Source organism: Larkinella rosea (genome assembly GCF_003858635.1).
GTDB lineage: Bacteria > Bacteroidota > Bacteroidia > Cytophagales > Spirosomataceae > Larkinella > Larkinella rosea.
The window spans coordinates 1,983,034-1,996,231 of the sequence record NZ_RQJO01000007.1 but is presented as its reverse complement, the minus strand read 5'-3'; the positions used below and the strand labels follow the sequence as shown (position 1 = coordinate 1,996,231).

Genomic DNA, 13,198 nt, shown 5'->3' with positions numbered 1-13,198 from the left:
ATTTGGCCGATGACCGGATGAGCAGTTTTGAAGGATTCTATTTTTCCGGCAGGATAGCCTTTGGACATTTGTTATAGGCTACACAACCATTTTGGAGTTCATGGATATACCTGAAGGAATGCAATCCGGTTCGGGCGGAATGAAGAAAACCGCTTCAATCCGGCGTGGCTGATTGACCGTCTGTCCAGTAAATCCGGAAAATTGAGAAGAGGTATCTGCCAATTTCGGTAGCCGAAAAGTCGGGACTGGGTCTGAACCGGTCGAAAATTCTTCTCCATCCAGTCTGACCAGGGATTCTGTATTGTATCCGAACGGTTTCGAGTAAGGTTGATTTTTTGTAACTACTTATCAGAATTACTTAACCATGATATTATATTATTTAGGTATTTTATTTTTACTTTACTAGTCAATATGATTATTTATATTGAATACTTTGAGAAATAGCAAATATTATACTATTTGTAGGTCAGGTCGTACAAAGTTCATAATTCCTTAATAATCACACAATAACCAATCTGTACTTTTGCGGCTTCGTAAAGTGAGTACAACGTTTATCTTATCCAGTATCCATTGTTCAACTTTTCCGCACGTCGGAACAACGCTAACTTCATTATGAAAGAAAAACTACCATCACTAATCGTGGGGAGGCTTAGGTATTGTCGGTTTATACTGACCGTGGCCATCGTTTTGATTGGTTTTCCCCTATTGGCGCAGACCATAACCGGGAAAGTGGTTTCATCCGAAGCCGGGCAGGCTTTGCCGGGCGTTTCCATTGTTGTGAAAGGAACGACGACGGGGACCACAACGCGCAATGACGGTACTTATTCGCTGACGGTCCCGAATCCGTCGGCGGTTTTGATCTATTCGTTTATTGGTTTTGAAGCCCAGGAAGTTTCGGTGGGCTCAAAAACCATGATTAACGTAACCCTGGCGGCTTCGACCCAGGCCCTGAACGAAGTAGTTGTGACGGCGCTGGGTATTTCCAAGCAACAGCGCAATCTGGGGTATGTCACCCAGAAAATCGACAATTCGGCATTGTCGCAGGCACGGGAAACCAACCTGGTGAGCCAGCTGGCGGGAAAAATCGCGGGGGTAACGGTCGTCAACAGTCCGTCCGGAATCGGCGGCTCGTCGCGGATTACCATTCGGGGCGAAAAGTCACTGAATATCAACGGAAATCAGCCGCTGTTTGTGATCGACGGTTTGCCGATCAACAACAATTTTGTCGGTTCGTCGGGTCGGAACAACCAGGATGCGGATTACGGAAACGGCGCCGGTTTTATCAACCCGGACGACGTGGAAACGATGACGGTTTTGAAAGGAGCCAGTGCCACGGCTTTGTATGGTTCGCGGGCGGCCAACGGCGTGGTGGTCATCACAACCAAAACCGGCAAAGCCACCAAAGGTATTGGCGTAAGTATCAACTCAAACCTGACGTTTGAATCCGTGTTGCGACTGCCTGATTACCAGAATGTTTACGGTCAGGGCTTGAACGGTGAATTTACGTTTAAAGACGGTTCCGGGGGCGGTTTGCGCGACGGTGTGGATGAAAGCTGGGGGCCAAAAATGGATGGCCGCCTGCTCGTTCAGCACGATTCACCGACGGACAAAGGTTACCGGGCGGGCGATTCGAAAGTGCCAGGCGGCCCCGGCGTTGCCACGCCAACGCCGTTTATCGCCCATCCCAACAGTGTTCGCGATTTCTTTGAAACCGGCCGGATTGTTACGAATAACGTCGCCGTGACTGGAAGCAACGATAAGGGTGATTTCCGGCTGTCGTATACCAATCTGGAACAGAAAGGCTACGTTCCGAACACGGATTTAACCCGGAATACATTCAATGTGAATGCCGGTTACAAACTAACCGACCGGTTTACCGCGCGGACCAACGTGAGCTATATCCGAAACCACAGCGATAACCGCCCCAACCTGAGCTACGGAACCGAAAATATCATGTATCTGCTCAATTGCTGGTGGGGCCGCCAGATCGACATGGCGTCGATGAAAAACTACTGGCAGCCGGGTCTGGAAGGCATTCAGCAGTTTAACTTCAACTATAACTACCACGACAACCCGTATTTTAACCTGTACGAAAACACGAACGGACAGGACATCAACCGGGTGATCGGGAACGTCACGCTGTCGTATCAGTTGACGGATTGGCTGTCGGTGCAAGGCCGGACGCAGGTCGATTACCAGGACGAACTGCGGGTGCGCCAGCGGGCGTTCAGTACGCAGCGGTATCCGTACGGTTCATACCGTCGGGAAGCCGTAAAAACCCTGGAACGCAACACGGATTTGCTGTTTTTGGTCGACAAGCGACTGAACGATGCCTTTACCCTCAGCGGTACACTGGGTGGTAACCAACGGTTGAACAAATACGATTACATCGACAATTTTGCCCCTCAATTGACGGTTCCGGGCGTTTATAGCCTGAACAACAGCCGGGTGCCGCTGGAATATTCGCAGAACATCTCCAACCGCCGGATCAACAGCGCGTTTGCGTCGGGACAATTGACCTACAAAGACAAACTGACGCTGGAAATGACCGGTCGGAACGACTGGTCGAGTACGCTGACGTTGCCACAGGGCGTTGCCGGAACCGCCGATAATTCGTATTTCTATTGGTCGGGAACGCTCAGCGCCGTGGTGAGCGACTGGGTAAAACTGCCGGAGTGGGTTTCGTTTGCCAAACTTCGGGCGGGTTACGCCCAGGTCGGAAATGACACCGAACCGTACCAGTTCTCGCAGCCGTATAATCCGGGAACGCCCTGGGGAACGACGCCAACATTCAGCGAATCGACCCGGATTCCGAACCTGGCTCTGAAACCGGAGATCAGCAGTTCGCAGGAATACGGGTTTGATCTTCGTTTTCTGAAAAACCGGGTCGGTTTGGATGTTACCTATTACAACACGGTCAGTAGAAACCAGATTATCTTTTTGCCGTTATCGGGAACAACAGGTTATAGCCAGATTGTTCAGAATGCCGGTCGAATTCAGAACAGCGGTATCGAAGTGATGCTGAACCTGACGCCGATCCGGTGGGACAATACCGGTTTCCGTTGGGATGTGAATGTCAACTTCTCGCGCAACCGCAGCAAGGTGCTGGAACTGGCCAATGGGGTTTCGACCTACGAACTGGCTAACCGGTATTTCTCGGTTCAGGCGCGGGTCAACGAGCGGATGGGCGACATGTACGGCTATGCGTATGAGCGGGTGAGCAGCGATCCGAAAAGTGCTTATTACGACCCAACGGGCCAGAATGTGGGTAAGCTGGTGATCACGACGGACGGTCGGCCGGTGTCGACCAATGACCTGAAGAAACTCGGGAATTACAACCCCGACTGGTTGGCCGGTATCAGTAATTCCTTCAAATACAAAGGATTTAACCTCAGTTTCCTGTTTGATATCCGGAAAGGCGGAGAAGTTTATTCGCACACGTATGTCGTAGGACGTGAAGGTGGTCAATTGGTTGAAACGTTGCAGGGCCGCGAAAATGGGTACTACGATAACTCGGTTGATAAGGAGTTCAAAAATGCACCAGCCGGAACGTACTATGTGGTTCCGGGGGTGGTAAAAACCGGTGAGGGACAGTTTGTTGCCAATAGCCGCCGGATTTCGGCCCGGGAGTGGCACACGGCCTTTACGCTTGGTCGCCGGGTATTGGAAGACGCCATTTTCGATGCCTCATTCACCAAGCTTCGGGAAGTGAAGTTTGGGTATTCACTGCCCAATTCGGTGCTGGGTAAGAAACTGCCCTTCCGCAACGTAACGGTTTCGCTGGTGGGCCGCAACCTGTTTTTGTGGACCAAAGTGCCGCACATCGATCCCGAAACTTCCTCCGTTTCGGGCGGAACGGTCATTCCGGGTTCGGAGTCAGTGGCCATTCCGTCGGCGCGTAACTACGGTGTCAACCTGTCGTTTAACTTATAATTGTTGGATGGCTTTAAGGATTGGATGGTTATCGATGGTTGAATGGCCGGGTACGCCGGTATAATTCACCCAACTGATCAATAAAACCATTTGCCCAGTAAGCCTCTGATCATCAAATCATAGCATTCTAATGAAAAAAACATACATCCAACTCATCGCCTGTCTGGCACTTTTGATCGCAGCCAGTACGTCCTGCGACAATAATTTTGAGGAAGTCAACACCAATCCGAACGTCCCGAATACCGTGACGCCGGATCTGCTTTTGCCGAACATCATCCGGTCGACGGTGAACGAAAACATGGGAACGGCCTGGGGCATCGGCAACATTGTTATGCAGTATACGGCTAAAATTCAGTTCGTTAACGAAGACCGGTATTTGTGGGGAGAGCAAAACGGTATCTGGGGCACGACGTACTCGACGCTCCGTGAAGTGCAGAACATGTACAACATCGCGTCGTCGACCAATCCGGTTCAGAAGAATTACCAGGGAATTGCGCTGGTCATGAAGTCGTGGATGATGTCGCTGGTGACGGATGCCTACGGTGATGCACCGTATTCGGAAGCAACCAAAGGAAAGGATAAAAATTTCTTTCCGAAATACGATACGCAGGAAGCCATTTACAACGGAATTCTGAAAGATCTGACAGATGCCAATGCGCTGCTGGCGCCCGAAAATGGGGTGGTAAACGGCGATATTCTGTACGGTGGCGATGTGTCGAAGTGGAAAAAAATGGCCAATTCACTCCGGGTGCGGTATCTGATGCGGATTTCGAACCGGCGCGATGTGAAGGCAGATTTGCAGGCGATCGTCAGCAATGCGACGGCAACGCCGGTTTTCACCGCGAACGCCGACAACGCGGCCTTGCGTTATTTGCCGACGGTCCCAAACCAGTTTCCGTTGTATACCTCGCGGGTGGGTTCGTTCGACGAGTTCCGGCTGGGTAAAACCCTGGGTGACAAACTGGCTCAATTGAACGACCCGCGTCTGATGATCTTCGCCCGCCCGACAGTGGCATCGGTTGCGGCCGGAAAACCGGCGTATGTGGGTGTTCCGAACGGGTTGGATGACGTCTCGGCATTGACCTACAACGGGGGGGCTCAGAACGTGTCCCGCGTGGGCGCAACCTATTATATTGACGGTTTTGGTACGCCGACGGACGCCAACCTGAACATTGCGAAAGGAATTATCATGAACTACGCCGAGTTGCAGTTCCTGCTGGCTGAAGCCGCTCAGAAAAAGCTCATTACCGGTGATGCTAAAAGCTATTACGAAAAAGGCATCACGGCTTCGTTTGGCTTTTACGGACTGGATGTTCCGGCGGGTTACCTGACGCAGCCCGATGTGGCGTTTTCCGACACAAAAGCGCTGGAGCTGATTGGAACTCAGAAATGGATTGCGTTATTTTACAGTGGTCTGGAAGGGTGGTTCGACTGGCGCCGGACGGGCTATCCCGCCCTCAAACCGGGCGTTTCGAACCTGAACCAAAACCGCATTCCGGTGCGGTTCCAATACCCGAGTTCAGAACTCAGCCTGAACAAAGCCGCCACCGAAGAAGCCATCACCCGCCAGGGCGCCAATGACATCAACACCCTGGTTTGGTGGGACAAGTAATAATTAGTGATTGTGTGAATGAGTGATTGAGTGAATAAAAACGGATGCCTTATTTTCTATTTACTCAATCACTCATTCACACAATCACTCCTATAAGTATGACAACTGAGCAAATTATTTCCGAACTAACCGAGCTGTTTGAGCAGCATGGGTCCGATGATTACTACGGCGAACCCGTGTCGCAACTGGAACACATGTTGCAGTCGGCCATGCTGGCCGAACGCGCCGGGGCCGATGATGAAACGATCATTGCGGCTTTTCTGCACGACATTGGGCATTTGCTGCCGTCGGATCTGGCAGAGGATCACATGGATGATTACGGTCGGGTCGATCACGAAAAGCTGGGGGCCGACTGGCTGCGCGAACGCGGTTTTTCGGAAAAAGTGGCGCAACTTATTGAACACCATGTGAATGCCAAACGGTATTTGACGTTCAAGCATCCGGCGTATTTCGACAAATTGTCGGAAGCAAGTCTGAAAACACTGGAATTTCAGGGCGGGCCGATGTCGGCCAACGAAGCGCAGGCGTTTGAGAATAATCCGTATTTCCGGGGCATTTTGCAGGTACGTGGCTGGGATGAACTGGCGAAGGAAACCGATCTGAAAATGCCGCCGGTTGGGAAGTACCTGGAAATAACCCGAAACTACCTGGAACGTAGCAAATAAGAAAAGCCCCGGCTTCATCACCGGGGCCTTTCGTTTATAAAGAAGTAACTGCGAATAGTGAAATCACAGGCCTTCGATATTCACCTTCCATTACGCTGCAATCCGCAGTTCTGATTGTTCAGGAAGCAGCATCGGCTCAATGACTTTGTTCAGCCGTTCGCGGAGAAAACCTTCCTGCAAATACGAGGGCAGTTTGGCAATCAGCTGTTTATAGCCCTGAATCCCCAACGCTTTGGCAATATAGGCTTCATGAACGGCATTGATGTGCGACACAATATTGACCAGACTCTCGTGGAACAACCGAACGTCGATCTCCGACTCCACAAACCGCTCGATCTCGCGATTGGTCGACGAAATCCGCAGACGACTCAGGGCGTCGAAATAAGTCGTATAACCGATCTGTTTGCCCAGTTGCTTGTATTGGTCAAGGCCGAACTTCTGCAGAACTTTGCCGGTTTTGGCGCTTCGCAATGCCGTCTTCGGGTTGTTTTGAATCGCCTGCCGCAAGGCTTTGATTCGCCGGTCGCGGGAAGTTTTCAGAAACTGAGCAATCTCAATCTGCGCGGCTGATTCCCGCGAAGGCAAGGTCAGATCCGGTTTGGCAATATCGAATTTCGCCAACGGAAGCCGCATCGTGCGGTATCCGTTCAAGGGTCCGGACGCGTAAAAACCGATCGAAGCCGGGTAATACCCGCGCACGACCATGTTGCCGATTCGCCGGCGAATGATCTCTTCATTACTCACCGGTTCGCCCATCGTGTGCAGAAAAGCCCGCACACTGAACAATACGCTGTAATACGCCTGCGGGAACGTCCAGTGCAACGAACTTTGCAAATACTGGTTATCGTTGACCACCGGCGTAATCCGAAGGGCATACTCGGCACTCCAGCTATTCAGCAACAACTTTTCCAATGCCTTGCGCTGCTCGTCGGAAACGGCGGGCGCAAAATCCTGGAACAACGGAAAACGGCGCAGATCGAACAGGTCGTCCTGCCGTTGAAGGTGAAAATCAATAGCGAAGAAGTGATTCAGAAACACCTGCGCCGGAATGGATTTCCGCCATGTTTCGTCCACGGGTTGGGCCGGTGAAAACGGTACCAGTTTACCCTCTTGAGTTGTCGACTTTTCTGTGTTCTCGTTCATACAATTAGAACGAAAATACCGTCCGGTTTGTTCAAAAAAGCAGAATTATTTTGCGAAGTTATTGTGCTGAAATTCAGTAGTTTATGATCTATTTTTTGACTACATCCAGGCTTGTGGAAATGGTGCCTGAGAAGTCGCTTCTTATTCGATATAAATAGCTTTTGCCGATGCGGTTTTCAGCTCCGTCTAACCCGGTTTTTGATCCTTTAACGTATTTTAACGTTATTTAACTGTAAAATACGTTGTTTAACTGAAAAATACGTTATAGCTTTGTTTCATGGAACAGTTGACCAAAACGGAGGAAAAAGTAATGCAGATTCTTTGGGCTATCAAAAAAGGATTTGTTAAGGACGTCATCGATGGCATGCCTGACCCCAAACCGCCCTACAACACGATTTCCTCGCTCATCCGGATTCTGGAGAAGAAGGGATTTGTGGGGCATAAAGCCTACGGCAAAACCCACGAGTATTTTCCGACGGTTTCGAAGCTGGCGTACCGGCGGTTTACCTTCACCCATTTTCTGACGAATTACTTCGAAGGGTCGCCGGAAAAGGTCGTGTCGTTTATGGTGAACGAAGAAAAACTGAGCCCTTCGGACATTCAGCGAATCGTGGACATGCTGGATAAGGAAAAAACCGATCCGACCCAAACCGGCCATGCTGACTGATCTATTCACCTATCTGGCTCAGGGAACGGTTTCTCTGACGGTTTTTGCCCTGCCTTACCGGTTTTTCTTCAGCCGCCTGACCACCTTTCAGTGGAACCGCTTCTATTTGGTGGGTAGCGCCCTGCTGAGCCTGTTGATTCCCTTCGTTTCGATGCCCGAACTGGTGAATTCCGGCGTAGCCACAGGAGCGGTTTTTGGCCTAAGTCGGGTTGGGGCCAGCCAGGCAGTCGGGGAACTGCTCCTATCGGAAACCACCGCGCCGACGGGGTTTTCTGCAAGTGATATGGGCACGATTCTGCTGGTTTTGTATGGGATTGGCTGCCTGTATAAGGCCGCACGTTTCGGCCAGAATCTGAGGGCAATTTTCAACGTCATTCGAACCAGCCGGAAAATAGAATCGGGACATTGTTATTCCGTTTACTGCCAGTCGCGGTTAACGACCTTCTCTTTTCTGAACGGCATTTTTCTCAACTTCGATGAGCACTCTTTGACGGAGGAAGAACGGGCGCAGGTCCTGCAGCATGAGCGGTTTCATGTCCGGCATCGGCATACACTGGATCTGCTTTTTTTTGAAATCCTTGGCATCGTCTTCTGGTTCAATCCATTGGTGGGTTATCTCAGCCGATCGATTCGGCTGGTACACGAATATGTCGTCGATGCCCTGATGACGCGTAGCGGGAAAAATGTCCGGACGTACGGGTATTTGTTAGTGAAATTAACCCGGCAACAAGGCCCGAATTCGCTGGTGCATTCCTTCTCGACGAAACCCATTTTTCTGCGTATTCACATGCTCACCCAAAATCCTTCCAAACCCATGCACAAGCTAATTTTTCTGCTGATTTTGCCCGTTCTGGCCCTTGTAACGGTTTTATGTTCTTTCTTACAACCCGCCGAAAACCGGCTTGGCAGTCAATCCCGCACGGGAAAACCCCTTAATGGCATACCTATTGGCAGCATTAGCTGGAAAGGCAATACGGTTTATTCGACAACGGAGCTAAACAAAGCGCTGGACGTAAAACCGGGTGATTTGTACAATAAAAAAGATTTTACTGATCGCCTTTATAATCACGTCGGGACGGATGTTGCTTCGCTTTACATGGACAAAGGGTATTTGTACTTCAACGTCGAAGTGAAAGAAAACCGGATGGGCAAACTGGTAAATCTGAAGCTGACGGTTTTTGAAGGCGCCCCGGCCACCATCGGGAAAGTGACTGTGAAAGGCAATAAAAAAATATCTGCCGCTAAAATTCTCGCAGCCCTTCCCATCCAGCCGGGCGATTTATTTAGCCGCTCCAAGCTGATTAAATCGCAGCAGATTCTTGCCGAAATGGGGCCATTTAATCCGACAAAAGTTGGGATTAATCCGATTCCGAATCATCAAGCTAAAACCGTTGATCTGGAATACGTGCTGGTTGAAAAATAAGCAACAATCGACTGGCTGGGTTTTCAACCGTATCGACCGACGGCCCGGCGCTGTCAGGACTTGCGTTTGAACTTATCCCGTTGCCCTAAGTATAATCCGACCAGAACCAGCGCCGTGCCTAAAAAGGTGTAAACCGAGAGCGGTTCGTCCAGCAGAATGGAAGAGTAGGTGAAGCCAAAAATCGGGCAAAGGAATAGCCAGAGCGACGCCTTGACCGCGTCCTGGCGAACGAGGTAGAACCAGATTTGCAGCGAGATGACGGAAACGGGAATAATAAGCCAGAAAACCGATCCCCAGAACCGGGCGTCGAAATGAGTCTGTTCAAAATTGCCGAAGAGGAACGTAATGGGCATCAACAGAAAACCGCCGATCAACACCTGCCAGCCGTTGATGACCAGATTCGGCAGTTTCCACCGGAACCGCGTGTAATAAACGGTTGCGAGCGAGACGGAAATCATGCCGCCCAACAGAATGAGCAAACCGGGGATCGTGGCAAAACTTTGTTGAAGCAGCGGGTAGGTGGCCACCAGAACACCCAGCATCCCGATGCTGATTCCAGCCAATTCGTACCAGCGGACGGGCCTTTTGAGCCATAAGGCCGAAAATAATGTAATGAAAAGCGGGCTGGTGGCGGTTGACAAACTGCCAATTCCGGCGGACACCTGCCGGATGGCCAGCACGAAAGCGCCGAGGTAAATGGTCGTATTGAGCAGGGCAAAAATGGTCAGGCGTTTGAATTCGGTGTGGTTGGGCAACGGGCCGCGCTGAATTCCGTAGGCTACGGCCAGCATGAGCGGGCCCGCAATTAAAAACCGGATGTTGGCCAGTACGAGCGGATCTGCCGACAGAACACCAAATTTGGTAGCTGCGGAAGCCGAGGCCCACAAGGCGGCAAAGAGTAGGCCGAGGAGGAGGGATTTCATGCCGCAAAGGTACGGCGAAGCAGCCGTTTGTCCCAGCTGAACCTCTTATTTTCGGCTTTTGAGCCAAAAAACCGCTCGTCGCCGGGAAGGTCGTCTGTGGCGTTTCACCGCTTGCTTTTTCCGTTTCATGGAGGTGGAAGTTGGGTTCCTTGGCGGGTTCATTCAATTTTGATCCGGTAAACAACACTCATCTGATTAACCATGAAAACACTTGTGATTGGCGGTACCGGTACCGTTGGAAGTCAAATTGTTCAGGAATTGCTGCGCCACCGGCAGGATGTGCGGGTATTGGTAAAAACCGCCGAAAAGGCCGCTTTATTGCCCGACGGCGTGGAAGCCGCCATCGGCGATATGGACGAACCAGGGACCCTGCCAAAGGCATTTGAAGGCATCGACCAGGTTTTTCTGCTCAATCGCCAGAGTCCTGCTGAAGTGGCTCAGGGAACGTTTGCCGTGGCGTCGGCCAAACGGGCGGGCGTCCGTAAAATCGTATACCAAAGTATTCACAATGTGCACACGGGCGATCACATTCCGCACTTTCATACCAAAGTAGCAATTGAAAAAGCCGTCATCTGGTCGGGACTGACGTATGCGTTTATTTGCCCCAATAATTTTTATCAGAACGATTTCTGGTTTAAAGACGGGATTGTGAACCACGGGCTTTATACCCAGCCGATCGGTAGCGGAGGGTTGAGCCGGGTCGATGTGCGGGATATTGCTGAGGCCACCGCCCGGGTGTTGATGACCGACGAATTCGACGGGCAACGGGTTGCCCTGGCGGGGCCGGATGCGTTGACAGGCGATTCGACCGCGCAAATCCTGACGGAACAACTGGGCTATGAGGTTCGCTACGCCGGGAATGATCTGGAGGTTTGGGCGACGAATGCGAAACAGTGGCTGCCCGGCTGGATGGTCGACGACTGGGTCCATATGTACCGGTTTTTTCAAACGAAGGGATTAAAAGCGTCGTCAGAACAACTCGACTTGTTAACCAACCTATTGGGAAGAGCCCCCCGGTCTTATACCGACTTCGTTCGCGAACACGCCGGAGCGTTTAGCCGGGTTGGGGAATTGATCTGAAAACCAGTGCTATACAAAAAAACCGTATTCCGAAAAGGGGACTGTCACCCTTTTCGGAATACGGTTTTTGCATTGAGTCATTTCCGGAATTAGCGGCCCGGTCCTGAACTGCCGCCGATCTGGGTAACCATGCTGCTGGCAGTGAAACTGGACGATTGCGTGCCGACGGTGTACGTTCCGGCGGTGTATAACCCATTCAGGTTGGTTCCGGTGGCGACGCTGCCGCCCGTGAAAATCTTGTAGGTCTGGCTGGTTTTCAGTTTCGGACTGGAAAATAACATCGTGGTGTACGTCCGCGGAATCAGGAACGTCAGGACTTCGGCGCCGTCGTTGGACTGAATGTGGAACAACTGATTGGCCGTTCCTCCGCCGAGAACGACGGATGGCTGCGTGCTGACGCTGGCCGTTGGAACACTGGTGGCCCCGCCAATGCCGACCATGATACCACCGGTTATTTTGAACGTATTCCGGTCGCAGTCAAAGCCTTCTTCGGGAGAAGCCGCCCCAACGGACACGATTTTCCCGCCTGTCACCGTGAGGGGACCGTTGGAGTCGATGCCGTCGTTGGAGGTTGCGTACGAATAAATGGTTCCGCCGTTGATGTAGATCGCCTTGCCGGCGTTGATGCCGTCGTCGGCGGTTTTGATGGTGAAGTTTCCGTTGTTGATCGTCAGCGTACTTTTGCTCTCGATGCCCTCGCCTTTGCTCGAATTGACAATAAAAGTGCCGCCGTTGATGGTCAGATACGGGTCAATGGTAGCGTCGGTGTCATACGAAGCCGTGATTCCTTTCCCGGCCACGTTGATCGTAAATGCCCCGTTGTTGATCACAATATAGCCTTCTTCACACTGAATACCGTCGTCCGTGGCGGTGAGGTTGATTGTACCGCCGTCGGCGATGAAGGCGTCGTTCGTATGGATACCGTCGGTGACCGCACCGGTTACGGTGATCGTTCCGCTGATCACCCGGACGTAGTCGTCGGAAGCAATGGCGTGTTTGAAATTGCCTTTGACGTTGAGTGCTCCGGTTCCGCTGAAAATGAGTTGCCCTTCGCTGAAGAAAGCACCTTTCATGTCTTCCGTGCCACTGGCCGTATATTTCGAACCATCGGTCAGGGAATTGGTCGTGTTATCGGCCAGCACCACGAAGGCTCGTTTACCCGATTGAATGTTAATGGCGGGGCCGTCGGCATTCGTGATGGCGACTCCGTTCAGCGTTAGTTTGAATTTCTTTTCGCTGTAGATTTTCAATGAACCATTTGTTGTCGTACCCGACACCACATAGGCCACTTCCGCAACGGTGGCATTAATAACGACATCACCGTTGGTTTCGGTAACCGTAACGCCCTTGCCCGCCAGCGGATTGGAAATGTTGACAGAACTGCCGAAGGCAATGGTGATTGTGGACGAAAAGGTCGAATTGGCGACAAGGTCCTCCGTGTCGGCTGCTGTGCCGGTGTTGCCTTCGGCTTTGCTGGTCGTTGTCTTCACGGTGTCGATGGAAACGGAGCTGCCGGTGGTCGTTGAACTGCCGGGCGTGGTGGTGCCGCCCGGCGTCAAATCGTCGCTTTCTTTGGAACAGGAAAGCAAGGAAGCCGCTACCAGTAACTGGATGGTGAGCAGGGCAATTGACGTTCGGTTCAGCTTCTTCGTGAAAGGTTGGTTGAAATTCATGGTGGTGTCGTAGTTTACCCGGTTATTTACTGGGCAATACGCTGACAACCGGGCAAACGTTGCTGTGGTCCGGATTTTT

9 protein-coding genes are annotated in these 13,198 nt (G+C 51.5%); 6 read left to right on the top strand and 3 right to left on the bottom strand.

Translation table 11 applies throughout. The annotated features are described in order from the left end of the window. The first annotated feature begins 612 nt into the window (after positions 1–612). From EHT25_RS08265 to EHT25_RS08255, 3 genes are all read left to right on the top strand, one after another. On the top strand, positions 613–3,933 hold the full coding sequence (locus tag EHT25_RS08265) for a SusC/RagA family TonB-linked outer membrane protein (protein WP_124873151.1): 3,321 nt from the start codon (positions 613–615) through the stop codon (positions 3,931–3,933). Between the two features lie 130 nt (positions 3,934–4,063). After that, positions 4,064–5,545 carry a SusD/RagB family nutrient-binding outer membrane lipoprotein gene (locus EHT25_RS08260; RefSeq protein ID WP_124873149.1) on the top strand — a complete coding sequence of 494 codons (1,482 nt, stop codon included), beginning with the start codon at positions 4,064–4,066 and terminating at the stop codon, positions 5,543–5,545. 98 nt (positions 5,546–5,643) lie between these two features. Next, complete coding sequence (locus EHT25_RS08255; RefSeq protein ID WP_124873147.1) at positions 5,644–6,210, top strand: phosphonate degradation HD-domain oxygenase; 567 nt, start codon at positions 5,644–5,646, stop codon at positions 6,208–6,210. Between the two features lie 90 nt (positions 6,211–6,300). Here EHT25_RS08255 and EHT25_RS08250 read toward each other — a convergent pair whose 3' ends face one another. Beyond that, a complete protein-coding gene (locus EHT25_RS08250; protein WP_229311469.1) occupies positions 6,301–7,353 on the bottom strand; it encodes a hypothetical protein in 1,053 nt (350 codons plus the stop codon). Between the two features lie 277 nt (positions 7,354–7,630). Here EHT25_RS08250 and EHT25_RS08245 point away from each other — a divergent pair, with 277 nt between their 5' ends. Together EHT25_RS08245 and EHT25_RS08240 are read left to right on the top strand one after the other, a co-directional pair. Next, positions 7,631–8,020, top strand: a complete 390-nt coding sequence (locus EHT25_RS08245) for a BlaI/MecI/CopY family transcriptional regulator (RefSeq protein WP_124873144.1) — start codon at positions 7,631–7,633, stop codon at positions 8,018–8,020. Continuing rightward, positions 8,010–9,443: a M56 family metallopeptidase gene (locus EHT25_RS08240; RefSeq protein WP_124873142.1), complete on the top strand. Its 1,434-nt coding sequence runs from the start codon at positions 8,010–8,012 to the stop codon at positions 9,441–9,443. Before EHT25_RS08245 ends, EHT25_RS08240 begins: the two co-directional genes overlap by 11 nt. A 53-nt stretch (positions 9,444–9,496) precedes the next feature. On the opposite strand, the gene EHT25_RS08235 is transcribed toward EHT25_RS08240, so the two are convergent. Further along, positions 9,497–10,366 (bottom strand): DMT family transporter, encoded by an 870-nt coding sequence (locus EHT25_RS08235; RefSeq protein WP_124873139.1) that lies wholly within the window; start codon positions 10,364–10,366, stop codon positions 9,497–9,499. Between the two features lie 201 nt (positions 10,367–10,567). On the opposite strand from EHT25_RS08235, the gene EHT25_RS08230 reads away from it, so the two are divergent. Next, positions 10,568–11,446 carry an NmrA family NAD(P)-binding protein gene (locus tag EHT25_RS08230; RefSeq protein WP_124873137.1) on the top strand — a complete coding sequence of 293 codons (879 nt, stop codon included), beginning with the start codon at positions 10,568–10,570 and terminating at the stop codon, positions 11,444–11,446. An 89-nt stretch (positions 11,447–11,535) separates the two neighbouring features. Here EHT25_RS08230 and EHT25_RS08225 read toward each other — a convergent pair whose 3' ends face one another. Further along, on the bottom strand, positions 11,536–13,119 hold the full coding sequence (locus EHT25_RS08225) for a carbohydrate-binding domain-containing protein (protein ID WP_124873135.1): 1,584 nt from the start codon (positions 13,117–13,119) through the stop codon (positions 11,536–11,538). Positions 13,120–13,198: the final 79 nt, after the last annotated feature.

Bases quoted from the DNA above. Each gene is read 5' to 3' on its own strand.
- EHT25_RS08225 (WP_124873135.1), bottom strand. From the start codon at position 13,119: ATGAATTTCAACCAACCTTTCACGAAGAAGCTGAACCGAACGTCAATT.
- EHT25_RS08260 (WP_124873149.1), top strand. From the start codon at position 4,064: ATGAAAAAAACATACATCCAACTCATCGCCTGTCTGGCACTTTTGATC.
- EHT25_RS08245 (WP_124873144.1), top strand. From the start codon at position 7,631: ATGGAACAGTTGACCAAAACGGAGGAAAAAGTAATGCAGATTCTTTGG.
- EHT25_RS08250 (WP_229311469.1), bottom strand. From the start codon at position 7,353: ATGAACGAGAACACAGAAAAGTCGACAACTCAAGAGGGTAAACTGGTA.
- EHT25_RS08265 (WP_124873151.1), top strand. From the start codon at position 613: ATGAAAGAAAAACTACCATCACTAATCGTGGGGAGGCTTAGGTATTGT.
- EHT25_RS08255 (WP_124873147.1), top strand. From the start codon at position 5,644: ATGACAACTGAGCAAATTATTTCCGAACTAACCGAGCTGTTTGAGCAG.
- EHT25_RS08230 (WP_124873137.1), top strand. From the start codon at position 10,568: ATGAAAACACTTGTGATTGGCGGTACCGGTACCGTTGGAAGTCAAATT.
- EHT25_RS08235 (WP_124873139.1), bottom strand. From the start codon at position 10,366: ATGAAATCCCTCCTCCTCGGCCTACTCTTTGCCGCCTTGTGGGCCTCG.
- EHT25_RS08240 (WP_124873142.1), top strand. From the start codon at position 8,010: ATGCTGACTGATCTATTCACCTATCTGGCTCAGGGAACGGTTTCTCTG.